The sequence below is a fragment of the Pseudomonas sp. WS 5027 genome, assembly GCF_012985695.1.
Taxonomy (GTDB): Bacteria; Pseudomonadota; Gammaproteobacteria; order Pseudomonadales; family Pseudomonadaceae; genus Aquipseudomonas; species Aquipseudomonas hygromyciniae.
The window spans coordinates 47,546-73,321 of record NZ_JAAQWU010000028.1; the positions used below are offsets into that span (position 1 = coordinate 47,546).

The following is a 25,776-nucleotide window of genomic DNA, read 5'->3' on the forward strand; positions in this document are numbered from 1 at the left end:
GTGGATGTCGGTGTTTTGTCAAAGCGGCAGGGGCGGGGCCCCTGCCTGGATTATCTACAGCAGGTTGCCGCGGCCTAGGCTGTCCAGCGTGCCGGTGCTCTTGCGGCGGTCGTTGGCCGAAAGGCTGTTGACGTCATTGGTCGGGCCCGCGGCGAAGGGTTGGTCGAGGGAGCGTTTGTTGCGCGTGAGGGCGGGTTCGTCCGAGTGCGCGGGGTACTGATGCAGGTGTACGACGGAGGGTGTGATAGTTGGGATCATCGGTATTTCCTCTGTAAGAAAGCCTGGCTTTGCCATGGCGACGCCAACGCTACCTAGGAGGTTGATGACCGAGCTATAAACACCTCACTTCAAAATATGAATACGACGCTGACAATGCCGTGGCAAGCAGGCCCGCCACAGCATGCCCGATCATATGTGTGATTGTTTCGGCACTTTGGGCACGGTAAAGCGGAACTCGCTGCCACGGCCCAGCTCGCTTTGGGCTTCGATCCGGCCGCCGTGGGCCTTGACGATACCCTGGGTGATATACAACCCCAGGCCACTGCCCGTGGGATTGTTTTCGGCCAGGGTCCAATAGCGATCAAACACGTGGGGCAGTTGGTCAGGGGCAATGCCCTCGCCGGAGTCACGTACTGAAAACACAATCTCCTCGCCATTGCTCATCGCCGAAATACCGATATTGCCCTGGCGTGGCGTGAATTTGATGGCGTTGCCGATCAGGTTCGACAGCACCTGGAACAGGCGCTCAGGGTCGGCGTTGATTTGCAGGCCGGGCTCGCTGTTGAACGACAGGTCCACGCCCTTTTCCAGGGCCAGGGGTGCCAGCAGCGAGTAGGCTTCTTCAAAGATCTGGCTGACGTCCAACGGCACCGGCCTGACGGTGTAGCGGCCCGCTTCGATCTTTGAGGTGTCGAGCAAATCTTCCAGCAACACATTCATGCGCCCAGCGGCTTGCTGCATGGTGTCGATGGCCGAGGAAATCCGCCGCGAGGTGTGGGTGCCATCGGAACTGAAAGCCTTTTGCATCATGCCGCAGAGCATTGAGATCACGGTCATCGGGTTACGCAGGTCATGGGACACCACGGCTACCAGCTCATCCCGGGCGCGCACGGCCTGTTGTTCGCGCAGGACCTGGCGGGCCAGGTCGTTTTCCAGGGCTGAACGGCGCAGATCGTTGGCGGCAAAGCGGTCACCGGCGCTCCACTTGGTGGAGATACCGGCCATTTCCACCTTCCATATTTCAAACGAGGTGCGTGGGCGAAGGCGCAGGCCCGTGTCGGATTTTTCCAGGGCCAGCGGTTTTTTCGGGTCGCCGCTCCACTGGATGTTCTCTTTGACTTCCGGGCGGAACCACAGCACGCCGTTGTCCACCGGTTTGGGCAAGCTCATGGCCAGGACGCCGCTGGCTACCGGCTGATAATCCGCTGCGGGCGGGTAGACCGCTGACAGGTGATGGCTGGCAAACACCGGTTGCCCGGTTTCTTGCAGCCATTTATGCAAGGCGCGGATCTGCGCCGGCTCCGGGCAGTTGCCGTAGCGGTGCAGTTGCTGGCCTTCAATGATTGCCACCCCGCCGGCCTGCACCAGGTCCATCAGGACCTGCGGGCATTGGGCCAGGCCGTCGAACACAGCGTCCGATGAGTTGCTCATCGCCTGGTTAAGCACGTCCAGGGCTTCGACTTTTTCTTCACGCTGGCGGCTGATGTCCAGGGCTTCCATGGCACTGATCTGCAACGACAGCACCTGGCCGATGGTCTGGCAGGTGGTACGCAGGTCGTTGGGCACATGCAGCGGCTCGCGGTTACCGCAACTGATCAGGCCCCACAACTTGTCGCCCTTCATCAGCGAGATGCTCATGGACGACAGCACCCCCATGTTCTTCATGTATTGGCAGTGGATCGGCGACACACTACGCAGGGTGGCGAAGCTCAAATCCAGCGGCTGTCCGGTGTCCGGGCGCAGCTTGGGCAGCAGCGGTACCGGCTCGTAGTCGGCATTGGGGATGATCCGCAGCCAGTTGGTGCGGTACAACTCGCGGGCTTGCTCGGGGATGTCGGACGCCGGGAAGAACAGGCCGTTGAACAGTTCCATGGAGGGCGCGGACGCTTCGGCGATGACCTGGCCGTGGCCTTCTTCTTCGAAGCGATAAATCAGTACCCGGTCATAGCCGGTCATGGCCTGGATTTCGCTCACGCTGATTTCGTACAAGGCTTGCAGGGTTTTCGCCGACTGCAAACGTTGCAGCATCTTGCCCAGGTTGCTGGCATGACCATTCTGGGGCTTGGGCTGAAAGTGCTTGTGCAGCGGCTCGAACTCCAGCACCAGCACGCCTTGGTGACGATGCAGCAGGCCTTCGAACTGGCCACCGTTGAGGGTGACGTGCAGTGCCGGGGCGTCGATAAAGCTGGGTTGGCTGGCCATTTGGCGCACGGCGTGGGTGTTTTGCGTGCCCAGCAGCGTATCCAGCGGCTGGCCGAGCAAGGCGTCGGGCTGGTGATTGAACAGGCTGGCCACGTTGGCGCTGACTTGCACGATCTGCAGGTCTGGTTCGCGCAGGGTCAGCAGCACGCCGTGAGGCTGGATCGCGCCGGGGAAACGGATCGGCTCGTCGGCACAGTTGGCCAGCAACTCTTCAAAATCCTCAGGTTTCATAGCAGTACCTCCTGGCTGTCGAGCCATTGCTCAAAACAGCTGAATGTCGAGCAGGCTGCGTCCACCGCCTGCTGACGCCCAAGGTCGTCCAGCGGGACGTGGCCCAGGTAGTCGAGAAAGTCTTTCCAGCGTCGACCGGTCTCGACGCCGTACACATTAAGAAAGGCTCCACCGTTGCTGGCGTCCAGCGCCAGGCGCCGGGCCATCTCCCGGCGCAGCACCTGGCCGCCAAGTGTCGCGCCTTCGAGCACATACAATACGCCCAGGCACGCGGCGGGCGTGCCGAGCAAAGGGAGGCTAGGGCAGAGGGGCAGGGCGACAATTGCTTGGTTACTCAGGCCCAAGGCAATCAGGTCACTGTGCAAGGTCGGTGTTTTCACTCGCAGCGTCTGGTCGAATCCCATAGGAATCATCGCGCTGTCGTACAGTCGCGATTCCAACGGGTGGTAGAAACCGTAGTAAGCCGCAAGCAAACGGCCATACCCGTGCGCATCCAACCTCGGTGAAAAGAACGGTAAGCGTTTTTCCAGGGCCACATGGAGCTGGGCTGTGCCTGAGCGCAAGGCTTCAAGCAGGGAGGGCGCCTCGACGTCATGGGCCGGTGGATGCATGCAGGGAACTCGGATGGGGCGGCCAGGGCGGGCCATGGCTGACGCGTGAGTGAAGGGTGGGCAACAATTCTATATGGCCGATCGTCCGTACCTGAGAAGTCATAACGAAAAATCTGACGTTATCGTCAGAAAAATAGCCAGATACTCAAAAACAGACCTCACACGCTGCCGCGAAGTTCGATTGCCCAGATAGTGCGCCGCTAGTGCAGAGGTTTCCCTTGCACCAGCGCAGCCTGCACGCAGTCGATCAGCCGCTCAGTGCTCCATGGCTTGGGCAAAAACTTCACCGTGTTACCCAATTGCGCGGCCATGCCCGTATTGCCTGAGGTCAATACCACCGGCAAGGATGGCCAGCGATGGGCCACGACCTTGCTCAGGTCATACCCGTTGAGCAGGCCGGGCATCTGGATATCGCTGACAATCAGGTCTACCGGATCACTGCTCCTCTCCAGGAAAATCATCCCTTCATCAGCCGAGGGGAAAGAGGTCACCACTGCGCCGAAATCCTCCAGTACATCCACCATCAACGACCGAATAATCTCGTCGTCTTCCAGTACCAATATCGATGGCTGAGCCATGATCCTTACTCCACCATCCGGGTTGAGTAAGGTGGAGTGGCCCGCCTGTGGATAGGTTCGATTGGATGTTTTTTATTCGATGGGTGGTTGCTTGCCGCTATCTGCGGCATGTGTAAAACGGTCGTCGCTTGCGAACCATGGGGGGCTTAAGTCAGGATGCGGGCCGCGAAAACTCACAGCAAGGAATGCCAGTGTGAAAGAAATGATCGGCGCGTTGATCGTGGTTGCCACCGTTTTGTTCGGCTGTACCGGGGTGTTGGTGGCAGTGGCGTTTTCCACCAAAAAAAGCCGCCTGGAAATACTCAAGACATTGAGCGGCATGAGCCTTGGCCGTGACTGGTTTATCGGGATCGCTCAGCTGTGGGCCAGTTTTTTTCAGCGGGTGTTCGGGCGCACGTTGCTGGCCAGGCGTCAGTTGATCAGCATCCCGCTGTACACCTTGCTGGTGTCGCTGGTGTTTTTTGTCGTGTGGCTGCTGGATCTCTACCTGTTTAAAAACCCTGAGCACGTGTTCAACGTGCCGCCGCCGCCCAATGTGCTGCAAGCGATCAAGGACTTTTATAGCAAGGGCCTGCTCGTAGCGATCGTGATCGATTGCATGACCATCCAATTGACGAAATGGAGCATCAATGTGGGGATGCGCCGCGGTTTTGGTTCGTGGCGGTTCCTGTGGTGTTTTTCGGCGACGATTGCGTTGGCGTACCTGCTGTTCAGCGCGGCGGTTTACTGGTTTCGCTGGTCGGATATGAACGAGCTGTACGCCCTGTTGCCCGCCGACGAAGTGCGGCCGACGATCACCTTCAGTCCATTGCGCGATGTGCTGTATTCGCTTTCGCTGTTTCAGCCCGTGACGTTTATCTATGCCACGTCCGAAGGGCTTGTCTCCAGCTACTTCATGCCTGAGCCGATCCTGTTTTACTGCGCGGTCACCGGAACCCTCTCACTGCTGACCATCACCGTGGCCTACCAGTTCGCCAGGGGCGCGGAGCTGCTGCGACGCCTGTGCATGGGGTTTGTCAGTCATGTTGGAACGCCCCGGGTCAACGCCATGAGTGTGGTGTTCATGATGTTGCTGGGGCTGCTGCTGGTGCCGTTGTGCCTGATGGCGCTTTACATGGTGGTCTGAAGAATCGGTCTGTTCAGTCAGAACCGTTCATCGAGCAGGGCCGGCAACGTCAGCTCCTTGACGAAGCTGGCCGATGACAGGCTCAAGGCCATGCGCACCACCTGCACCACGTCGTGTACCGGGATCAACTGCCCGTCGCCGCGCTGTTCAGCCTCAAGTCGGGATGTGCTCAACGGGTCCTCGGTATTCAGGTAGCCCAGATTCAGGCAAGTCACGCCCAGGCGCTGGTGCCGATAGCCTTCGCGCAGGGCGTCGGCCATGCCGCGCAAAGCGAATTTCGACGCGCCAAACGTGACTTCCGGGCGCCCGCTCTGGGGCAGGCCCGAGGTCGAGCCAGTAAGGATGATGCGTGGGTTGGGGCTTTTTAACAGCACGGGCAGCAGGCGTTTGATCAGCAGCAAGGGAGCGGTGATGTTGCAACTGACGATGGCTTGCACCTGGGTGTCTTCATCCTTGAGGAAGCTGTAGGCGTCATCGAACGCCCGCTCTTCCCAGATGCCCAGGTTGTAGATCAGTGTGTCGAGGCCGTTCTGCGCCACTGATTGTTCGATGAGCTGCGCGGCCTGCGCTGGCTGGCCAAGGTCGGCTTCTACCCACGACACTTCGGCGCCGGTGCTGGATACCAAGCCAGTGGGACGGCTGCGCGAGACACCGATCAAGGTATCTCCCACCCCACCCAGGCCCTCCATAAAGGCCCTGCCCAAACCTTTGCTTGCGCCGACCACCATGGTTCTCATCGATCTCTCCTGAACTGACGTGCTGATGGAAAGTGCGCATGCAAACAGAGGGGGAGAGTGATGGCAATTGAATGGCTGTGTCTAAATGTTTTGCCAGGTTGGGCGCGATCGGCACTTCCTGGAACTGCAAACGCACTTTTTCAGCCGGGGAAAACATAAGAGAGAACGCCTACAGCCAGCCCTGCCTTGGCAGATCAACCGGGCACGCTTCAATAACGTGGACGAGGACAAGTAAACAGCAGGCATAATTGCCGCCTTTGCTTTTGAAGCCCCGACCTGGAGCCCCTGATGAAACCCGCTGCCCTGTTGACTCTTTTCCTCACTGCCGTGTTCTTCAACACTTGTGCGGCGGCAGCAGGCGATGCCGAGGTGGGTGGCAAGTTGTTCACCAAGACCTGCGGCGGTTGCCACAGTGTCGGGTTGAACGCCCGCGGCGGTTTCGGGCCACAGCTTAATGGAGTGATCGGGCGGCTGGCGGGCACCACGGCGGATTATCAGTATTCCGACGCGATGAAAAACTCAGGTGTGGTGTGGACGCGGGAAAAACTTGCCGCCTATATCGAGAGCCCGAAGAAAGTGGTGAGCGGCACCCGCATGATTTTCTGGGGGATCAGCGATCAGGAGAAGATCGAGAATCTGCTGGCGTATCTTGAGACCTTTCAGACGCAATAGCCCAAACATCATTCATCGCGTCTGTCAGGGCTGGCATGCCTTTTGTGGCGAGCGGGCTTGCCCCGCGCTGGGCTGCGTAGCAGCCCAAACCAGCCGCTACGGAATATCTGATGCACCGAACTCGACTTGTTAGGGCTGCTACGCAGCCCAGCTCGGGGCAAGCCCGCTCGCCACAGACAAGCAGCCTGCCAGGATCAGGTGCCCTGGGGTGTCTCCCCACGCGCCAGTCGCGCATTTATGTCATCCATCACCGCCGGCAGGTCGACGATGGTGTCGATCAGGTAGTGCGGTCGCGAACCCTCAAACATCTGGGTAATACGCTCACGCTCCTGAGCCAGTTCCGCAGCCGGCATCGCCTTGTATTGCGCGTAAGTCCGCCCCAGCGCGTTGCCGGAGCAGGTCAGCGCCACCGTCCACATGCCGGCACTGCGCCCTTCCAGGATCCCCGGCCAAGTGTCGTCGACCTTGACGCATGCCGCCACATCGCTGATGCCCAAGGCAATCACGTTGGCCAGGGCCTGGGCCGGATGTGGACGACCGTTGGGCACTTCGTCAGTGGCCACCACATGATCGGCCACGTAGCCGTTCTGCCGCGCAAGTTCAACCACTTTGGCCATCACTACCGCCGGATAGCCCGAGCAGGAGCCGATCTTCAAGCCCTGGCTTCGCAATTTTTCAATCGCCTCCAGTGCGCCGGGAATCACCGCCGAGTGCAGGGCGATCTTCTCGATCTGCAGGGGCATGAAACGCTCATACAGGGCGGTGACGTCCTCGTCGGTCGGTTGGCGGTTGAACACGGCGCGATAACGTTCGGCAATCTGCGGCTGATTGCACAGGGTGCGGATGTGATCCCACTTACCCATGCCCATAGGGCCGCGCGCTTCCTCCAGGGATACCGCGACACCAAATTCGGCAAAGGCTTCGACAAAAATCTGCGTGGGGGCGAAGGAGCCGAAGTCGACGACGGTGCCGGCCCAGTCCAGGACTACGGCTTGCAGCTTGGAAGGTGGTTGGTAATGCATGAGCAATCTCCAGTTTCGGGTATGAGTGGGCCGTCCCCCGATAAACGGGGTAAGCCGGTTGCGTACAAAAAAATCAGGCGATTCAGGTAGCCGGTATGGGGCTGGCCTCAAACAGTTCGGCGATCATCGGGCGGTTGCGCCGGATCCCCAGGCAACACAGGTGGTAGTCGATGGAAAACGGGTGATCGACAAAGGTGATCGGGGTAGTGCCCGGTGTTTCGGCGTACTCCACCGCCGACACAAAGCCGATGCCGATGCCCTTGGCGATGGCATGCACGATGGCCTCGCGACTGTTGAGCTGCATCACGCAGTTCAGGTCCACCCCCAGGCGCTTGCAGCTTTCTTCCACCAACTGCCGGGTGCGTGAGCTGCGCTCGCGCATGACCCAGCGCTCCTGGCTGATCTGCGCGACGTGCACTTCTTTCTGTGCCGCCCAGGGGTGGTCGTTGCGCACCACGGCGATGATCGGATAACGCCGGTACAGCTGCGTATCGAAGCGTTGGTCAAACTCCGAGAGGGCCAGGATGGCCACGTCGATATCAAAGTTGAACAGGCGGTCGAGGGTTTCCTTCTCCGGGGAAAACGAGGTTTCCAGCTCGATGTCCGGGTGGCGTTGCATCAGTTCGTACGTCAGGTTCATGGCGATCGGCGGCGACACCGCGCCCAGGCGCAACATCCCGGTCTTGCGCTGCTTGAAGCTGTGCAGCAATTGCATGGCCTCATCCTCCTGGCCGAACAGGCCCTGGGTGATCCCGTAGAGCGCGTGGCCGGCCGCGCTCATCTCGATAAACCGCCCACGGCGGTGGAACAACTCCACCGAGAACTGCTTTTCCAGGGCATTCACCTGTTCGCTGACCGTTGGCTGACCGACGCTCAAGTACTCGGCGGCAAGGGTGAAGCTGCCGGTCTTCGCCACCGCATGAAAGGAACGTAGCCACTTGTGGTACTGGTACATAACGTGTCCTGTTCAGGGGGCATCAACGGCGGATAAACAAGGCCACTACCGCGCTGCACAGACAGGCCGAGGTGACGACGATGAAGATCAGCGACGTATTACCGGTACTGTCGAGCATACTGCCGATCAGCGGTTCCGCCAGGCCTGCAAACAGATAAGACGAGAAGTTCATCACACCGGTTGCGGTGCCTGCGCGCTTGGCGCCCACCAGGTCCGGGCACAGCGCCCAGAAGCTGGACGCCGGGCCATAGACAAAGAACCCGCACAAAAACAGTGCCACCAGGCCGATTGCACTATGGGGCGGCAGGCTCCACATCCACAGGCTGGTGGCGGCGCCGAGGAACATATAGAGCATGATCGCCATGTAGCGCTTGGAGCCGAACAGCTTGTCGGATACCCAGCCATTGCTCAGCGCGCCGACGGCCATGCCGACCGGCAGGGCGACGGTGATCCACTTCGGATCAATCATGCTGTCGCCGCTTTTCCAGTTGGCGCCAAGAAAATGCACCGGCACCCACACGATCAAGCCGTAGCGCGCAGCGTTCTGGAAGCCCAGGGACACGGCGGCGATGATCAGGCGCGCGTTTTTCAGCACGGCTTTGTAGCGCTGTGCCGAGGTTTCTTCTTCGCCGTGGGCCACTTCATGGCCCTTGTCTTCGGCGTTGGCCACGCCGGTATCGGCCAGGGGTTCGAAGCCAAGATCCTGCGGGCGTTCACGGGCCACCAGGTAAAACAGGATGCCCCCGGCCAACATCAGCAGGACCGGCAGGCGGAAGATCCAGCGCCACTCCAGGTGCAGCACCTCCAGCACCACGATGGAGGTCACATAGGACAGCACTGACGCACAACCGGCGGCGAACACATAGAAGCCATAGACCCGGCCGCGCTCGCTGGCGCTCCACCAATTGGAGATCAAGCGGCTACCCGGCGCCCAGCCCAGGGCCTGGAAGTAACCGTTGATGCCCCATGGCAGGATCAGCCCGGCAAAACCGCTGGCAAAACTGGTGACCCAGTTGGCGCCACACGACAGCACCGCGCCGAGGGTCATGATGCGTCGGCCGCCGAATTTGTCGGCCAGGTTGCCGTTGATCGCCTGGCCAATGGCATAGGCCCAGAGCATGGCGGCCGAGATCCAGCCCAGTACCTCCTTGGTCAGGCCGAACTCGGCCTGTATCCCCGGGATGGCGAAACCGAAAGTCTGGCGCCCGGTGTAGAAAAACAGGTAACAAAACATCGCCGCCAGCAGCATGCGCCACTGGGCAACACGGAACGACGCCGAGCGAACGGCGGGGACAGGCAGGGTGTGTGCACGATTCATGATGTTTTCCTTATTGTTATTCGCCCCCGAAACCGCAGCGACGGGGTGGCACGCTTTACAGGTGCAAGAGGAAAGACTGAATTGCGTTGGGCCTAGGCGGCCCTGGAACCGATAAAGTTCTTGCCGCGTGCCCCTTGCAGGGCGAAGCGGATCATCGCGTCGGCCTCGGTGGGCGTGACGCCGTAGTCGGCGAACTCGGTTTTTACGTCCAGGCTGTGCAGGAAGTTGCGCAACTGGGTCTGGGCTTTCTCCAGGTCATCGCCGAACACCCGGCGCAGCGTGTGATCGCGCGCCGCGTCATGCCCCCATGCCAGCCCCAGTACCAGCGGCAAGGTGAAGGAACAGGCGATGCCATGGGGCAGGCCGTGGTGCAGGGTCATCTCGTAGGAAATGGAGTGGGCCAGGGCGGTCTTGGTATTGGAAAATGCCAGGCCGGCCTTGAGCGCCGCCAGGGCCATGCGTGAGCGCAACTCTGGATTGCCAAGGTCGCGCCGCAGTTGCGGCAGGCACTCCAGGATGTCCTCGATGGCGGACACCGCAAAAGTGTCGGAAACCGGGTTGGCGTTGATATTCCAGATCGACTCCAGGGCGTGGGATAAAGCATCGAGCCCTGTGGATACGGTGACCCCGGCTGGCACCGTGAGCATCAACTGTGGATCAACAATCGCTACCTCTGGCCAGGTGCAGTCCAGGTGCAGGGAGTACTTCTTGTGGCTGGCCGAATCCCAGATCGTCGCCCAGGGTGTTACCTCACTGCCGGTACCCGCTGTGGTCGGCGCCGCGATCAATGTCTTGCAATGGGCCGGCACAAACGGTTGGCCGGTCGCCAACAACGCCAGCAACTCATCGAACTGCCCGGACTCGGTCCCGACAATCAATGCCTTGGCCGTATCAATTGCACTGCCACCCCCGACGGCCAGCACCACGTCACAGCTCCCGGCTTGCTGCCAGAAGCGTTCATAGGTGTCACGCAATTGAGCGACATCGGGGTTGGGCTGCACATCCTCGATCACATACACCAAGCGCTCGCCCAGCAGTGCCTGGATCCTCTCTACCAATCCCAGCGCACGGGCTTCGGGAAAGGTGACGAGGGCGACAGTCTGCTGTGCGGTGATACTGGCCAGGTCTTGCAGGCAGCCCCAGCCGAAGCGGGTGTCTACCGGGTTGTGGAATCGGGCAGTCATGGCGTGTTCCTGGTTTTTGTTGTTGGAAGTGGCGCCAATAGTCGGGGAGGGTGGGGGAGAGCTCAAATCGATAGATTGGGGGGATGGATTGGGTGGGCCGATAGTGGGAGGACGCAAGTGGGCACTGAGGCAGTGCCCCAGTGTGTCTAGTGGACGATCTTCCAGGGCGGGTTCAAGCGGTTTTCACCAGCCCAGTAGAGTTTGATGCAGTTGCCCGACGGGTCATGCAAGATTGCTTCGCGCCATAGATAGGGCATGTCGGTGGGCATTTGATCGAAGGTTATCCCTTTGCCGATCAGCTCATTCACCCAGCTATCGAGCGGCTCATGTTCAAAGTAGATCACTGCGTTGTTACTGCCATTTGCTTCAACCAGGGATAAGGAGAACGTCGCACCATTGCCGGGGCAGGAAAACCTAGCGTAGTGATCGGTAGAGACTACCTGGGTAAAACCAAGCGTTAGATAGAACGCGACACAGGCCGGCATATCCGTCACCGGCAAGGTCACTTGATTCATATTCATTGTTGAATCCTCAGGTGGCGCTGAAAAGTCCAGCTCAAACCGCTGACTGCCTGCGTGCTTGCGAAGGTCGTATACCTCAGCTAGCTTGCTCATCGTCGGTCAGCGATGATCAGGCTAGATCAGGAGCTGTGAGCGTGCAGGTATGCCAGGTTTTTCGTAGCACTACAGGGGAAACAAGGTACTTGTCTTTATTGCGCAAGGTGATGCTATTTCATCAGTGCAATTGGCCATAATTTAAAGTCGTATTTATAGCCGTCATTATTAGGGATCCGCCTGTGACTGGTCGGGTAATTACTACAACACCTAAGGTGATCATCAAATGGACTTTATTGATGAGCTTGTGCGGTTGAATGGATTGGAAACCCAGGAGCAGTGGTTTTCAGCTATCGAAAAAATAAACGATAAATATGGGTTTTCCAGAGTCTTGATCGGCTTGCTGCCAAAATATGATGCCGAGTTGAGTTCGGCGATGATTGTCAGCAATTATCCGATGGCCTGGCGGAATCGATACGACCAATCGCGTTATGCAACTATCGATCCGGTGGTGATCTATTCATTTCAAAACGTGCGCCCGGTTGTCTGGGACGAATCGTTGTATTGCACCCCCCGCGAACGTGAGTTTCGCGAAGAGGCCAGCGCTTATGGACTGTCTAGGGGTATAACTTTTCCGCTGCATGGGCCTCAGGGTCAGTTTGGCACTTTCAGCCTGGCGGTTGACGCCCAGGACATTGCGGGAACGTCTCGGCATATCAATGCGATGATCCCGAAGCTTTCCATTCTTAAAGATGTGATTTTGCAAAGTGCTCTGGACAGTTCGAGCAAATTGACGGGAGCCAAGGTGATTTCCCTGACGACTCGCGAGAAGGAGATTCTCAAATGGTGCGCCGTCGGGAAAAGTTCCTGGGATATCTCCAGGATTTGTGGTTGTTCGGAAGCCAATATCAATTATCACTTTGCGAGTATCAATACCAAGTTTGGCGTTGCGTCCCGCCGGGCTGCCGCCGTTAAAGCTGTTTCGCTCGGGTTGATCAGCCTCTAGGGCCACACGTCCTCTACACCGCTCAAAACGCCCGCTCTGGCCTCTAGGCCGGCGGGCTATCTGTGGCTTTTTCAAGGGGATAACCGTGCATCATGCATTGGATCCAAAATTGTTGCAACTGGTTACCCTACTAGTATGACGGTTCCGTGAAGGCGGATAGATTGAGGTTTAAGTGTTCTTAGGGAAGGGAATCCAGTGCATTTCACAATCGGCCGGCGGGATGAAATAGATAGTGAGCAACTGTGTGCCATGCATCGGCTGCGCGCAGACGTTTTTAAAAAGCGTAAGGGCTGGGATGTTGCAATCATTGCCGATATGGAAATTGATGGCTATGACGCACTGGAACCCTTCTACATGCTGATCAAGGATGGCGGTGGCAGTGAAATCAAAGGGTGCTGGCGTTTATTGCCAACGACGGGCCCCTACATGCTCAGGGATACTTTCTCCGAGCTGCTCGAAGGGCGGCCAGCCCCGGTTTCTTCCCAGGTATGGGAGCTCAGCCGATTTGCCGTAACACCGCGATATCCTGGCAACAAGGGGTTTTCCGATTTTACCCTAGAGGCCGTAAAGGCCATCGTTGCCTATGGCATCGAGCAACATATCCAGCGTTATGTGACGGTTACAACGGTCGCGGTAGAGCGAATGCTGATCAGGGCTGGCCTGGCGATCACCCGGCTTGGGCCGGTACGTGTCATTGGCAAGGAAAAAGCGATTGCTCTTGAGATTGACTTGGGGGCGATGACTCAGCGTGCGCTCTTTGGCGTGCCCAAGAGTTGTTGTGGCGCTACGTTACAGTAGCTAACAGTCGCAAGAGGGTGGCCACAGCCATCTTTCGGCATCGGTATCCAGAGTACAGAACTTCAAGTCGTTAGAGGTAGTGTGCCCGGCTTAGTGTGTCTTGGTGAATGTACTCTTCCTATAAAAACTGCAGGGCGTATCGCCTTGCCGAATAACTGTCGTCCAGGGAAAAACAAAATGGCTACGATTATTAAGGAAGTCGACATACCGCTCATGTTGGACAGTGAGGTGGTTGCCACTTTCATTTCATTCGACGATTTGAAAGATCCTGTTGAACATATTGCTATTCGGCTGGGCGGGTTCAAGGCAGATGGTCGAAAACTTCCGTTGGTCAGGTTGCATTCCGAGTGTTTGACCGGTGATATTTTTCACTCCATGAAGTGTGATTGTGGGGATCAACTTTCAGAGTCGCTACGCCTTATCAACGAAGTGGGTGGCTATTTGATTTACCTGCGCCAGGAAGGGCGCGGCATCGGCTTGTATAAAAAACTGGAAGCCTATGCGCTGCAACAATACTCAGGTGTTGATACTTATGAAGCCAATAATATGCTTGGGTTTGCCGATGACTTACGCGACTACTTTGATGCTGCACAGATGCTGCAAGCCTTGGGGTGTCCGAAAATAGTCCTGCTGACGAATAACCCGGAAAAAGAGTTGCAACTGAGAAACCTGGGTATCGAGATTTCCGAGGTCAGGTCGACTTCCATGCATATTGGCAAACATAACGAAGGTTATATAAAAGCAAAAATTGAAGTCACCAATCACCAGTTCACAGCGCAGGCGGGGGTTTCTCAATGATTCAGCATCAAGCACCTATCAGTGGTCTCTCATTGTTTGGCCAGCAGTACATTGCGACGGCAGGCTACGATAACCAGATTATTTTGTGGAATGCGCAAACGCGCCAACCCCTGCAGCGCGGCTGGCATGATCATCTGGCCAACTACTGTGATTTTTCCCCTGACGGCAGCCTGTTGGTGACGGCCAGCAGTGATGGTTCGGCCCGGCTTTGGAGCGTGCCTGAGTTTAAATTGCAATGTGTCATGACCAGCCACAGTGATGACGTCATGCAGGCCAAGTTTTCTCCCGATGGTGAAAAAATAGCCAGTTGCTCCTACGACAGCAGTCTGTCGGTGCACCATAAAAATGGAAACTTCATCTGCAAGATGCAAGGGCACAGTGGCCTGGTAGAGAGCTTCGATTGGACAGCAGACAGCCAGCAACTTTTATCCTGCGGCACCGATGGGACCATTCGCGCCTGGGACGCAACCACCGGTGATTGCCTGGCCATCAAGGAGACGGAAGGCCACGACATGGACGCTTTGGTGACCCTGTCAGCGGGGGTGTTTATCGTTGGCAACAATGACGGTGAACTGCAGGTAATTAGTGGCAATACGGTTTTAAGTACCTATAAGGGACACCGTTCCAGCGTCAAGAAGCTGGTGAAGTCAAAGTTCGACAATAGCCTGCTGAGCCTGGGATATGACGGGGTCGCGGTGTTGTGGTCGATCGAGGGGCACACACTGGTGGAGTGGAAACGTTCGGAATATCCGAAGGAAATCTGGGCGCGCTCGGCGGAGTTTCAAAGCCGCGACAAAATCTATTTCGCGACGTTTGGCTCTACGTTTGCGATTTGGGATATCGCCCGCAACCATTGGGATCTCGAAGGCTTCGTACCCTCGGCCAGCTTGAACTCGGTCCATGCGGCAGACGGCGTTATCTACAGTATTGGCGATGCCGGCCTGTTGAAGGCCGATGGCAAAGACATGGGCGGGCCACAATCGCTGTGCAATTTTGTGGTGAAGACCGGCCCCATCCTGGTCTGTGGCGGACAGACCGGGCAAGTGTTCGATGTGCTGAAAAACCGTGTGGCTTATGCCCATCACGCGCCCCTCAACTGCGGGGTGAATTTTCAGTTGGATGGCGAGCAGCGTCTGGCGGTGGGGAGTTATTCCGGCGATATCATCATTTTCAAAGTCAACGATCGACACTTGGAATTTGTGTCTTGCCACAAGATTCATGAAAACGCGATCAAGGGTATTTCGTTGCATGGCAACTGCCTTTATACCGGATGTGCCGATGGTGAAATTGGCGTCACGGATATCCGCTCTTATGAAGTGGTCGACAAGATCACCCATGCCCATGAAGGCATATTGAATGACCTCTGTTCCTATGCGAACGGTGTTGCCACGGTTTCCCGGGATCTGACCCTGAAGTTATGGGGCGAGCCCAGAGCAACGATTCCCAGCCGCCATACCCATTCCATCAAGTGCATTGCGTCAAACGAGGACGGCAACTTTATCGCCACGGGCAGTTATGGCGGCACCGTCGATATATACGACTGCAAGGCCCGGCAGTGGTTGGGCACTGTGCGCAAAGTCAGTGCCGCAGGTATTTCCTCCCTCTCTTGGGATGACGAAAAACAGCATTTCCTGGCGTCGTCCTATGACGGGCGTATTTATGCCGTCGAGCTTGGTTGACCTTCAACTTTCAGTGTGGACTTACAACAATGAATGCACGAGAAAAAGTAGTTGTCGCAGAAAAGTGTACGGTCACATCGCCGCTTGATCCCTGTGAGCAACCTGCGGCTTATCAACCTCAAACCGGGTTGCGCGAAACGCTGGAGCGGATGAGTCGTTTCCGGGAAACGCCAGAGGCAGCTGCGTTACTGTGCCGTTTCGAAGATGCGACGGACTTGTCCCAGCGTGTGCAATTGGGCATGGAGCTGGCGATCAAGGGCGATCCGAGGATCGTCGCCGGTGCGCTGAATCATTTGGTGTCTATTCCCGCAGGTGAGGCTCGCATTGGTATCGACGAGTCGCAAATCGATGCCGTCGTGCGTGAATATGCGGATGTCGGGGTTATTCGCGATTGGATCCTCAAGGAAGTACCTCGCCATACGGTGTCCCTGGCAAGCTTCAATATTTCGAAATATCCGGTGACCAACCTGGAGTACCTGGCGTTTCTACAGGATTGCCCCAATGCGCAAGTGCCTACGTCCTGGCCGTTGCGAGCGTTTCCGCTGCATTACGCCAACCATCCGGTGTACTCGGTAAGTGCGAGCGCGGCGGATGCGTTCTGCGCCTGGCTGTCGGCCAAGACCGGCAGGACCGTGCGCTTGCCTGACGAGGCGCAATGGGAGTACGCCGCCGGTGCCGGGGAGTTCGAATACCCATGGGGCAATGAGGCCAGGACCGAAAACGCCAACACCGCCGAGCTTGGCTTGTTAGCCACCACGCCGGTCGGTGTTTTCCCTCAGGGCGCATCGCCGTTCGGCCTTATGGACATGGGCGGGAACGTCGAGGAATACACCTCGAATGATTACGATGCGTACCCCAATGGTCCTTTTGTCATGGACGATTTGATCTCTGAGAGCCGGCCGACCTATCGAATCACCCGGGGCGGTTGTTTTGGCCGTTTTGCCGATCTTTGCCGGGTTTCGCGGCGACATGGCCTGAGTATTACCCCCTATGCCTCGCTATATGCCGTAGGCTTTCGGGTGGTCGCCGAGTGAGACAGCCAGCATCCTTGGCCCGGGACGGGTGGCGGTTGAGCAAAGAAATCAACAGCCAAGCCATGCACACCATGTTGTCGTTCAGTGCCCTGATGGTCGCGAATGCCATTGACATGGTGTTCATCGCCCACCTTGGTCATGAACCACTGACGGCGGCCAGCCTGGCCAGCCCTTTTATGTGGTTGATGAACACGATTGCCATGGGCATTGCCCTGGCGATCAGTGTTCATGTGTCCAAGGGGCAGGAAACGGCCGGGGGCAATACCTTCATCGATGTGTTGTTGCCGGGCCTGCTTATTGGCGCTGCGGTCTACGGGGTCGTGTTGCTGGGGGCAGGCCTGAACCTTGAGGCCGTGTTGGGGGCGATGGGGGCGGCACCCTCTATTTATGAGCAAAGTGAAGGCTATTTAAAGACGTGGCTTTACGGCTTCATCATCACCCTCACATTTGCCATTTCCACGGCGTATCTGCGAGGGCTGTCGTTGTTCAAGACCCAGGCCATCGTGGTGGCGGTGGTCTGCCTGATGAACATTGTGCTCGATCCACTGCTGATGTTTGGCGTGGGTGGTTTTGCCGGGTTCGGTCTGGTCGGTTCGGTGTATGCCGCCTGGCTGGCACAAGCCGGTGGGGCGCTGGTGTGCATTTACTTTGGTGTCAGGCATACCCAGGTCAGCGGTCCTCGCAACCTGAGGGTGGGCAAGATGCTTCAGGCGGCGGGGAACATTTCCCGGCTGGCCTGGGTGACCAGTTCCACGGCGACCTTCTGGCCGATCTCTGGAATCGTGGCCACTTACCTGATCTCGAAACTGGGAGACGCAGAAGTGGCAACCATGGGGGTTATTTCAAAACTGCAGCCCTTGATCATGATTCCTGTCTGGGGGGTGTCTGCGGTCACCACGGTGCTGTTGAGCAAGGCATACGTTCAACAGCGCGATGACCAGGTAGGGATGATCTTCACGTCCGGCTATGGGCTGCTCGTGATGTGGCAAACCGCCGTGGCATTGCCGTTCATTGTATTTGCCCAGCCCGTGGCGCGTTTCATGTTGGGTGGGTATGCAGAGGCGCTGCCCTTTGTGGTGACGTACTTGATGATCATCCCGATCACGGTATTTGGCAGGGGCATGCTGTACCTGGCAGTCCACGGTTTGCCAGCGATTGAAAGAGCCCGGACTGCCATGGCGATTGATGGGATATATGTCCTGCTGCTTCACACCGGTTGTTACTGGCTGGGTTATTTGTTCAACGATTTCAATCTGGCCCTGCTGATGCTGCTGGCGTTGAATCTGCTGGGAGGTGTGTTGGCGGTTTGGGTGGCTAAACGCGCCCGGCGCTCCCTTTCCATCTCGAAAACACAACACCGGCCGATGGAAACTATTTGATATTCAACGATGGGGCGACTATGGACGTGCTGATTATCGCTGGCAGCCCAAGAGTGGATTCGCAAAGTTCAAGGGTGAGTAAAATCCTGGAACGTTATGTGCGGGACTCCTCAGTATTTACACCGACAGTCCTGGACTTGGCAGTACAGCCTGTGGGCGTGCAAAGCAATGAACTTGCAAACATGGCCGAGGCTTTCATTATTGTAGTGCCGGAACATTCGGGCATGGCCCCGGCGGTGTTGAAGGAGTTTTTTATTTCCAGCGAATACCCGGTGCTGGCGCATAAACCGGCCTTGATAGTTTCGATTTCCAGTGGCTTGGGCGGGAGTTACCCGGTGCTGGATCTACGCGCAACTACTTATAAAAATACAAAAATCTGCTACATGCCGGATCACCTGATTATCCGCGATGTGCATAACTTTGACGCGGATATGAGCAGCAGTGCCTATCCAGGCCTGGGACGACGTATCAGCGCCTGTGTGCAAATGCTGGAGTTGTACGCGTGTCAACTTTCGGCTGTTCGTGCAGACCTGTTGGGGGTTGGCGCGGCGATCAGCTACGGCATGTAATTCTTAGGGGCTGGATCGACGATGAAACCACAAGAACTTCACCAGTTGGTGTTCAACTTCAGGGCGGCTCGCGCCGTCATGTTCGCGGTACAGGCAGGTGTGTTTGAAGAGCTTTGCCAGGAAGACCTGACGATTGATGAGCTGGCTATCCGGCTTGAATTGCAGCGTGTGTCTACAACGATCCTCCTGGAAACCCTTGTGCAACTCAATGTCCTGAGCAAACAAGGCTTGCGCTACAGGGTTGCGCAGGACCTTCGGGCCACCCTGCGCCGTGATACCGAGGGATCGATCGCCAATCTGCTGATGCTGGACGCCAACCATTGGTCGAACTGGTCGGTGGCAGAGGATTTTTTCCGTCCTGGGCAGGCCACGTCGTTTGCCTATGACCGGCAGAGCAATTTTGCCGCAGCCATGCAGCAGGGGGTCGGCGATATGAATGTGCGCTTGGCCCAAGTGTTACTTGCCCACGCACCGCGGCATATCGTGGATGTGGGAAGCGGCCCGGGGTTGTTGATTGAGCAACTGTTGGGAGCGGCTACAGATTTGAAGTACACCCTGGTGGATTTTGCGGAAACCCTGGATATCGCCAAGGGCAATCTGAGCCGTTATGAATGCTGTGATGTGAACTTCCTGGCCCATGACATCGTACTCGGTAAGGTGCAGATAGAAGCTGATTGTATTGTTACCTCGCGTTTGTTGATGGGCTTTGACGAAACTGAGGCCAGGCAAATCCTGGCAAATATGTGCCATGGCCTGGTACCGGATGGCGTACTGGTCATCAATGAATTCGATACCGAGACAAGAGTCGGCGCCTTGATGTCGTTGGATATGCTTGTTAACTGCGGGGCACGCGTCTATGGCCGGGATGAACTTGCGATGTTCCTGGATGAGTTGGGGTTCGAGATAGTTTCAGAGCACGCCACCACAGTCTTTACCCGTGCATTGTCTGCCAAAAGGAAAGGGATATGAGTCAAACCAAACTTGGAAAAACCCCCCAGGTGTTTGTCGACCAGATCTACGATGGACTTGAAGTCATCGATGATGTGTTCAGCGCCAATGGCCTTGAATATTGCCTCGCGGCGGGTACTTTGTTGGGGGCTGTGCGCCATACCGGCTTGATTCCTTGGGACGATGATGCGGATCTTTATATTCTTGAGGCTGATATCGAGAAGTTCTTCGCTCTGGAGCAGCAATTTGCACAACGAGGCTATCGCCTCAGTAAACAACCTTGGGAACTATGGGGCGGTTATAAGGTGTTCCCGATAACGGGCATCTCCATGCCAGAAGAGAACCGTCGCGATTACTTATACCCTTCCGTGGATATCTTTCCATTGTCCGAGCGGGATGGGCACCTTCGTTATACCAGCCCCCTGGCATTGGCAAACTGGCCTCGCGAGTACCTGTCCTTGGAAGATTGGCGTTCCCGCAGCGCTACACGTTTTGGGCATCTGGATTTGCCGGCTCCCGATGCATTGGCATCCAGGCGTTATTTGGAGCGTGCATACGGTCATGACTGGAATAGCCACGCGGCCAAGGGGTTTGATCATCGGTATGAAGTGGATCTGGATGCCGAGAAAGTGACCCTGAGTGACTTCCGGTGTGCACTAAAAACCCCGGCCTGAGCCTGGGCCGTCTTTGTTGATAGCCCTGCGTCACAGGGCGCCTGCGGGTTATCAACAGGTTTCGCTACTTCGCTTTTGCTTTGCAACAGGTGAACTGTGATGAAAAAAGCTATTGTCCTTGCCGCGGGCATGGGGTCTCGTCTTGGGCGTGCCTCTGACTCCATTCCCAAGCCACTGACTGAGGTTAACGGCCTTAGTATCCTGGGGAATGCACTTAATATTCTTGTTGAAGCGGGTTATCAGGAAGTTGTTCTGGTGATCGGCTACAAAGGCCTGAAGATACGGGCTTTTGTCGCTGCGCTGGAATTACCGGTGACGGTGCGGTTTATCGAAAACACCGAGTGGGCTACTACCAATAACTTGTATTCGTTGTACTTGGCTTGCGACGAACTGGCAGGCGAGGACGGGGTCACGTTGCTGGAGGGGGATATCTTCTTTCGCGCTTCGGTGATTACGGCGCTGGACGCACAAAGCGGCCGCGACTGCCTGGCCGTGGTGTCACCGCTTACACCGTTGATGGAGGGTACTTTTGCCGAGGTTGATGCCCATGGGTTGATCCGCCGGTTGGGTAGCAGCAAGGCCGATGATCATCTGACTGCCGACAGGCCACTTAAAACGGCCAACATTTATTATTTATCCGCTGACTTCTGCAAAAACTATCTGATCGGCGAACTTGAGCGAAACGTCAAAGACAACCGAGTCAATGACTATTACGAAGTGACCTTCAAAACGGCATGTGCGCAGGGCATGGGATTCAGGGTTATTGAAGTCGATCCTGGAACCTGGATTGAAATAGATAACCTGTATGACTTGCGTATCGCGTCCTATCAGTTCTCCGAGCACAAACATGCGCTGCTTGCCAGTCAGCATGGAGGGTATTGGCGTTTTCCCGTGACCGATCACGCCTTGATCTACAACTTGCACTTCCCGCCTGCGGGCTTGAAGAAGCTGATGGTTGACCGTTTTGCTGATATTGCCCTCAACTACCCGGCTTCGGCCGGTGCAAGCCTGCCACTCTTGTCGGACTTCCTCGGGGTGCCCACCGAAAACCTGGTGATTGCCAATGGCGTCTCGGAAATCATTCGCCTGCTGCCCAGGCTTTTTAGCGGCAATGTGCTGGTGTTCGAGCCTTCGTTCAATGAGTTTGCCAGTGCCATCCCCGCGGAACGTGTCACCACTGTCAGGTTGACTGCAAAAAATCAGTTTGCGCTGGATATCGAGCACACGCTGCGTGTTGTCGAGCAGCAGAGGCCGGAGGCGATTGTGCTGGTGACGCCGAATAATCCCACGGGCGGGCTGATTCCCAAGGAAACGATCCTGGAGCTTTACGCACGCACCCAGGATCAGGCGCCCTACCTGATTGTGGATGAGTCATTTCTCGATTTTGCCGGCGATGCCAGCGATCAATCGGTGCTCCACGACCTCCTGGCTTTTCCAAGAATTATCGTGTTGAGAAGCATGAGCAAAACCTTCGGTATTGGCGGCCTGAGGCTGGGTTACGCGGCCAGTGCGGATCAGCGCTGGCTGGACGCCCTGCGTAAGGAGCTGCCGATCTGGAACATCAACGGTTTTGCCGAGGAGTTCATGCTCAACCTTCCGCAATACCGCAAGGAATATGCCGCCAGCTGTACCCAAGTGCGGCGCGAAACTGACGACCTGGTGATGCAACTGCGTGAAATCGAGGCCCTTGAGGTATTTGCTACCGCCAGCAATTTTGTGCTGTGCCGATTGCGGCCGGGCTACCCGTCGGCCCCGGAGCTGGCAGTGTTGCTGGTTGATGATTTCAGCATCTTCATCAAGGAGTGCAGCGGCAAAGTGATGGACGACGCCGATCGATACCTGCGTATTTCCTCCAGGAATCGCGAGCAAAACGACAGGCTGATTGACGCGTTAAAACACGTGCTGCTTTTAGACGACTACACGCCGTCCGTTCGCACTGGCGTCAGACCGACCCGCACGCCTTTGAGCCAAGATGCAGCCCTTAGCGAGTGATCACCCCATGAACCCGATGGATTGCATGCAAAGGGCAATTGAACTGGCGCAGTTGGGCCTGTATTCCACCAGCCCCAACCCGCGAGTCGGGTGTGTCATTGTCAATCAGGGGGCCATTGTTGGCGAGGGCTGGCATGTCAGGGCAGGGCAGGCCCATGCTGAGGTCCATGCTTTGCGTCAGGCGGGCGCCGCCGCAGCCGGCGCAACAGCTTATGTCACGCTGGAGCCCTGCTGTCACTTTGGCTCCACCCCACCTTGTGTCGATGCACTGATCGATGCGGGAGTGACGCAGGTAGTTATCGCCATGGTCGATCCCAATCCGCAGGTTGCTGGCCAGGGCGTCAGGCGCTTGCGTGCTGCCGGCATCAGTGTCGCGTGCGGTCTGCTGGAGCAACAGGCGCGGCAGCTCAATCGAGGGTTTATCAAGCGAATGGTCACTGGTCTACCCCTGGTCCGGGTAAAAATGGGCATCAGCCTGGATGGCCGAACCGCTATGCACAGCGGTGAAAGCCAATGGATCACCGGGCCGGTAGCGCGGGCAGAAACCCAGCGCTTGCGGGCGCAATCGAGTGCCGTCATCACCGGGGCCGACACGGTGTTGCGCGATCAGGCGCGGCTGACGATACGCAAGGCCGAGTTGCTGCTGGAAGAGTCCCAGGCCTGCCTGGCCATGGAGCGGCCACCCCTGCGGGTGTTGATTGACAGCCAGAGACGGGTGCCCCATGACGCTGCCTTTTTCACCGCCGGCCCGGCGTTGGTAGCGACCACTTCGACCTCAGCGGCCGATCCTCGCGCGGGCCAGGAGCTGCTGATGTTTGACGCGGTCGATGGGCAGGTGCCGCTCGAAGAGTTGCTCAAGGCCTTGGCAACGCGCGGTGCCAACGAGGTGCTGATTGAAGCCGGCTCGCGCCTGGTGGCGGCGTTCGCGCGTTTGAACCTGGTGGATGAGTATATTTTCCATATTGCTGCCAAGTTCCTGGGGTCATCGGCCAAACCTGCGTTGGAGTGGCCGATCGACAAGCTGGGTGAGGCAGTGAGGCTTGAGTTCATCAGCGTCAGGCCATTGGGGGACGATATTTGTGTCATCGCCCGGCCGGCGTGAGCCGTTCAGCAATGCTGGGCGTGCGGGCGATCTGCCGCAACGTCCTTGATCCCACACACGGTGACGGCCCAGGTTTGAGTGTGTACGCCCGCTGAGTCAACGGTGCATGGGGTGGGCCACGTTGGGTATCAGCCGATCAACCCAGCAGGTGTTTGGAAATCAGCCTGGAGATTTCGACAATCGAGGTTTTGCCGGTGAACTCGAACTTCACTTTGCCCAGCGATGAGAAGTAGATCTCCAGTTCCGAATCCAGGTCGAACGTACCGGAGGTTTCCACCGAGTACGCGACGATGTTTTTGTAGGGCAGGGAGGTGAAGTCTTTCTTGCTGCCGGTGATACCTTGCACGTTCACGGCGATGATGCGCTTGGTGGTGAACACCACGCCGTCGCGCATGGCTTTGTAGGCATCGACTACTTGTTCGTCATCGAGCAACAGCGAAGCAACGCGTTCGGCATACTCGTTGTTTTGCTTGAGTTTGAAGAAGCCTTTGTTGTTGAAGTCGATCATTGGACGGTCCTTGGGGGGCTGGGAGGGTGCTACAGGATTGCCTTGAGGTAGTCCTTGAGTGCTTCGAGTGGGGGATTGAGTTCCTCTAGTGTCGAGGCTTGCTGGACGTCAGTCATAAGCTTTTGCAGCTCGCGGCCCAACACCGTGTCGGCTCCGCCCAAGGTCACCAGGGCCAGCTGGGTGCATTCATCTACCTTGTGTTGGATGGTTGGCAGGTCGCCACTGCGCACCAACAATCCAAACACCTCCCGCTCGTAACCATCCATGACCAGATCGTCGCGCAGGATCGGGCTGCCATCTTCGGTCTCATGCACCAGCTTGAGGGCGAACAAAGCAACGGCTTCGAGCGTCAATTCCATGTTCCTGGGTCCTCTCTTATCGGGTGCGCTGGGGTGATCATTTTTCTGCAGGCAAAAAAAAGACCTTGAGTTTCAAGGTCTTTCTTTAAAGCATTAATGGCTTGATTTGTATAGATTAAATTGGATGTGGCGGTGGGTGTCTGTGCGGTTATTGCAGCGGTACATAAATATCAGTCTGCCATTGATCCTGCGAGGTCTCGGGATAAACGCTGAGATAGTCAAAGAACAGCGGGTGGTCCCGCAGTTCCTCGCCGCTGGTGGGCAGCCAGTCGCGATAGATCGGGTAGATCGTCTCGCCGATGTGGTCCGTCGAGCCCACGTGGCGCACGACAACGCAACGCCCTCCTGGGATAACACGCTCGGTTACGCCGAACTCATTTACGGCCACGGCCTCGTTAATTTCGCCGCAGAGTGCAAACCGGAACGCTTCGGGCGGGGTTGTATCGGGGTTGCCGAAAGGAATGCCAAAGCTGCGACTTGATTGCACGGGCGACTGGCCGCTCTGCATGCGCCATTCGGCAAACTTGCGCACACTCTCGCTAACGAGCCCTGGAGGGCCACAGTGTTCGAGTGCTGCCACCCTGACTGGGTGAAACTCTACGATTCGTACGTGCATGATGATGGTCCTTGAGAAGTGAGGGATGGTGAACACCGAATTCCAGACCTGCCAATTGGGCTGTCTCCTGAATGCACTCGGCGCCATACCGAACGCTCGCCTGAATGCCCTGGAAAAAGCCTCGGGGCTTTCGAACCCTGCACCGAACGCTGCTTCCAGTACCGAGTAACCCCTGGTGGAGGCCAGGCAATGCGCTGCGCGTCGTAGCCGCATCAACTGCACATAGCGTGAAACAGGTACGCCGACGAAGGCGGTGAATTGCCGATGGAAGTGAAACGCCGAAAAATTCGCCACTTGGCTCAACGCCTTCACGGACAGGTCACCTTCAAGATTGGCTTCTATATAGGTGAGGACTGCATTGAAGCGTTGTGTGTAGGCGGCGTTGCTCGACAAGTCAGACACTGGATGGAGGCTCCGGGGAATTCGGTAAGCGATAGAGTCAGCCATACCGGCATGTGGGCGCCTAGCCGCGCTTGCTGAGGTTGCGACTGGGCTGCCTTGGATGTTTCATAATGACAACCCAGGCGCTTTGGAAAGAATTTTCAGGTGGGGGTTGACCACGTGTTTTAATCCTGTATTATTCGCCTCCCGCTAACGAGAGATCGGAAGCGCAAGTGGTTGAAGTTGTTGAGAAAATCCTCGAAAACTTCTGAAAATAACCACTTGACAGCAAGTGAGGCTGCTGTAGAATGCGCGCCTCGGTTGAGACGAAAGATCTTAACCAACCGCTCTTTAACAACTGAATCAAGCAATTCGTGTGGGTGCTTGTGGAGTCAGACTGATAGTCAACAAGATTATCAGCATCACAAGTTACTCCGCGAGAAATCAAAGATGTAACCAACGATTGCTGAGCCAAGTTTAGGGTTTCTTAAAAACCCAAAGATGTTTGAACTGAAGAGTTTGAT

The 25,776-nt window shown here is 57.0% G+C and carries 26 protein-coding genes; 13 read left to right on the forward strand and 13 right to left on the reverse strand.

The window, feature by feature from the left end; translation table 11 throughout:
* Positions 1-54: 54 nt before the first annotated feature.
* From HBO09_RS25555 to HBO09_RS25570, 4 genes are all read right to left on the reverse strand, one after another.
* The gene (locus HBO09_RS25555) at positions 55-258 is read right to left on the reverse strand and encodes a hypothetical protein (RefSeq protein WP_169999125.1); all 204 of its coding nucleotides are present in this window, start codon (positions 256-258) and stop codon (positions 55-57) included.
* A gap of 150 nt (positions 259-408) precedes the next feature.
* A complete protein-coding gene (locus HBO09_RS25560) occupies positions 409-2,652 on the reverse strand; it encodes an ATP-binding protein (RefSeq protein WP_169999127.1) in 2,244 nt (747 codons plus the stop codon).
* Positions 2,649-3,263, reverse strand: a complete 615-nt coding sequence (locus HBO09_RS25565) for a biliverdin-producing heme oxygenase (protein WP_169999129.1) — start codon at positions 3,261-3,263, stop codon at positions 2,649-2,651. Before HBO09_RS25565 ends, HBO09_RS25560 begins: the two co-directional genes overlap by 4 nt.
* Before the next feature lie 200 nt (positions 3,264-3,463).
* Complete coding sequence (locus tag HBO09_RS25570) at positions 3,464-3,841, reverse strand: response regulator (RefSeq protein WP_169999131.1); 378 nt, start codon at positions 3,839-3,841, stop codon at positions 3,464-3,466.
* Between the two features lie 193 nt (positions 3,842-4,034).
* On the opposite strand from HBO09_RS25570, the gene HBO09_RS25575 reads away from it, so the two are divergent.
* Positions 4,035-4,967: a hypothetical protein gene (locus HBO09_RS25575; RefSeq protein WP_169999133.1), complete on the forward strand. Its 933-nt coding sequence runs from the start codon at positions 4,035-4,037 to the stop codon at positions 4,965-4,967.
* Positions 4,968-4,984: 17 nt separating this feature from the next.
* On the opposite strand, the gene HBO09_RS25580 is transcribed toward HBO09_RS25575, so the two are convergent.
* On the reverse strand, positions 4,985-5,704 hold the full coding sequence (locus tag HBO09_RS25580) for an SDR family oxidoreductase (RefSeq protein ID WP_169999135.1): 720 nt from the start codon (positions 5,702-5,704) through the stop codon (positions 4,985-4,987).
* A 288-nt stretch (positions 5,705-5,992) separates the two neighbouring features.
* Here HBO09_RS25580 and HBO09_RS25585 point away from each other — a divergent pair, with 288 nt between their 5' ends.
* On the forward strand, positions 5,993-6,376 hold the full coding sequence (locus tag HBO09_RS25585; RefSeq protein WP_169999137.1) for a cytochrome c family protein: 384 nt from the start codon (positions 5,993-5,995) through the stop codon (positions 6,374-6,376).
* A gap of 194 nt (positions 6,377-6,570) precedes the next feature.
* Here the strand turns inward: HBO09_RS25585 and phnX are convergent, their stop codons facing one another.
* The 5 genes from phnX to HBO09_RS25610 form a co-directional block, all read right to left on the reverse strand.
* Positions 6,571-7,398, reverse strand: a complete 828-nt coding sequence (phnX, locus tag HBO09_RS25590; protein WP_169999139.1) for a phosphonoacetaldehyde hydrolase — start codon at positions 7,396-7,398, stop codon at positions 6,571-6,573.
* Between the two features lie 82 nt (positions 7,399-7,480).
* Positions 7,481-8,353 (reverse strand): LysR substrate-binding domain-containing protein, encoded by an 873-nt coding sequence (locus HBO09_RS25595; protein WP_169999141.1) that lies wholly within the window; start codon positions 8,351-8,353, stop codon positions 7,481-7,483.
* 22 nt (positions 8,354-8,375) lie between these two features.
* Positions 8,376-9,671: an MFS transporter gene (locus HBO09_RS25600; RefSeq protein WP_169999142.1), complete on the reverse strand. Its 1,296-nt coding sequence runs from the start codon at positions 9,669-9,671 to the stop codon at positions 8,376-8,378.
* A 92-nt stretch (positions 9,672-9,763) separates the two neighbouring features.
* Positions 9,764-10,855: an iron-containing alcohol dehydrogenase PsrA gene (psrA, locus tag HBO09_RS25605; protein WP_169999143.1), complete on the reverse strand. Its 1,092-nt coding sequence runs from the start codon at positions 10,853-10,855 to the stop codon at positions 9,764-9,766.
* A 146-nt stretch (positions 10,856-11,001) separates the two neighbouring features.
* A complete protein-coding gene (locus tag HBO09_RS25610; RefSeq protein WP_169999144.1) occupies positions 11,002-11,376 on the reverse strand; it encodes a VOC family protein in 375 nt (124 codons plus the stop codon).
* A 319-nt stretch (positions 11,377-11,695) separates the two neighbouring features.
* Between HBO09_RS25610 and HBO09_RS25615 the strand changes: the two genes are divergently transcribed.
* From HBO09_RS25615 to ribD, 11 genes are all read left to right on the forward strand, one after another.
* Entirely contained in the window at positions 11,696-12,415 is a 720-nt protein-coding gene (locus tag HBO09_RS25615) for a LuxR family transcriptional regulator (protein ID WP_169999145.1), read from the forward strand.
* 195 nt (positions 12,416-12,610) lie between these two features.
* Positions 12,611-13,213, forward strand: a complete 603-nt coding sequence (locus tag HBO09_RS25620) for an acyl-homoserine-lactone synthase (RefSeq protein ID WP_169999146.1) — start codon at positions 12,611-12,613, stop codon at positions 13,211-13,213.
* Positions 13,214-13,390: 177 nt separating this feature from the next.
* Entirely contained in the window at positions 13,391-14,011 is a 621-nt protein-coding gene (gene ribA / locus HBO09_RS25625) for a GTP cyclohydrolase II RibA (RefSeq protein ID WP_169999147.1), read from the forward strand.
* Positions 14,008-15,690, forward strand: a complete 1,683-nt coding sequence (locus HBO09_RS25630; RefSeq protein WP_169999148.1) for a hypothetical protein — start codon at positions 14,008-14,010, stop codon at positions 15,688-15,690. The genes ribA and HBO09_RS25630 overlap by 4 nt, the downstream gene beginning before the upstream one ends.
* Positions 15,691-15,839: 149 nt before the next feature.
* Complete coding sequence (locus HBO09_RS25635) at positions 15,840-16,724, forward strand: SUMF1/EgtB/PvdO family nonheme iron enzyme (RefSeq protein WP_169999149.1); 885 nt, start codon at positions 15,840-15,842, stop codon at positions 16,722-16,724.
* A gap of 71 nt (positions 16,725-16,795) precedes the next feature.
* Positions 16,796-18,103, forward strand: a complete 1,308-nt coding sequence (locus HBO09_RS25640; RefSeq protein ID WP_262381333.1) for an MATE family efflux transporter — start codon at positions 16,796-16,798, stop codon at positions 18,101-18,103.
* Between the two features lie 20 nt (positions 18,104-18,123).
* Positions 18,124-18,672, forward strand: coding sequence for an NAD(P)H-dependent oxidoreductase (locus HBO09_RS25645; RefSeq protein ID WP_169999151.1), 549 nt, complete (start codon positions 18,124-18,126; stop codon positions 18,670-18,672).
* A gap of 21 nt (positions 18,673-18,693) precedes the next feature.
* Positions 18,694-19,641, forward strand: a complete 948-nt coding sequence (locus HBO09_RS25650; protein ID WP_169999152.1) for a class I SAM-dependent methyltransferase — start codon at positions 18,694-18,696, stop codon at positions 19,639-19,641.
* Positions 19,638-20,294, forward strand: coding sequence for a LicD family protein (locus HBO09_RS25655; RefSeq protein ID WP_169999153.1), 657 nt, complete (start codon positions 19,638-19,640; stop codon positions 20,292-20,294). The genes HBO09_RS25650 and HBO09_RS25655 overlap by 4 nt, the downstream gene beginning before the upstream one ends.
* A gap of 99 nt (positions 20,295-20,393) precedes the next feature.
* Positions 20,394-22,286 carry an aminotransferase class I/II-fold pyridoxal phosphate-dependent enzyme gene (locus tag HBO09_RS25660; RefSeq protein ID WP_169999154.1) on the forward strand — a complete coding sequence of 631 codons (1,893 nt, stop codon included), beginning with the start codon at positions 20,394-20,396 and terminating at the stop codon, positions 22,284-22,286.
* Positions 22,287-22,311: 25 nt separating this feature from the next.
* The gene (gene ribD / locus HBO09_RS25665; RefSeq protein ID WP_169999155.1) at positions 22,312-23,388 is read left to right on the forward strand and encodes a bifunctional diaminohydroxyphosphoribosylaminopyrimidine deaminase/5-amino-6-(5-phosphoribosylamino)uracil reductase RibD; all 1,077 of its coding nucleotides are present in this window, start codon (positions 22,312-22,314) and stop codon (positions 23,386-23,388) included.
* Between the two features lie 136 nt (positions 23,389-23,524).
* Here the strand turns inward: ribD and HBO09_RS25670 are convergent, their stop codons facing one another.
* The 3 genes from HBO09_RS25670 to HBO09_RS25680 all read right to left on the reverse strand — a co-directional run bounded on the left by HBO09_RS25670 (position 23,525) and on the right by HBO09_RS25680 (position 25,273).
* Complete coding sequence (locus HBO09_RS25670) at positions 23,525-23,896, reverse strand: PH domain-containing protein (protein WP_029300265.1); 372 nt, start codon at positions 23,894-23,896, stop codon at positions 23,525-23,527.
* 29 nt (positions 23,897-23,925) lie between these two features.
* Positions 23,926-24,255 carry a hypothetical protein gene (locus HBO09_RS25675; protein WP_169999156.1) on the reverse strand — a complete coding sequence of 110 codons (330 nt, stop codon included), beginning with the start codon at positions 24,253-24,255 and terminating at the stop codon, positions 23,926-23,928.
* A 148-nt stretch (positions 24,256-24,403) separates the two neighbouring features.
* A complete protein-coding gene (locus HBO09_RS25680; RefSeq protein WP_169999157.1) occupies positions 24,404-25,273 on the reverse strand; it encodes an AraC family transcriptional regulator in 870 nt (289 codons plus the stop codon).
* Positions 25,274-25,776: the final 503 nt, after the last annotated feature.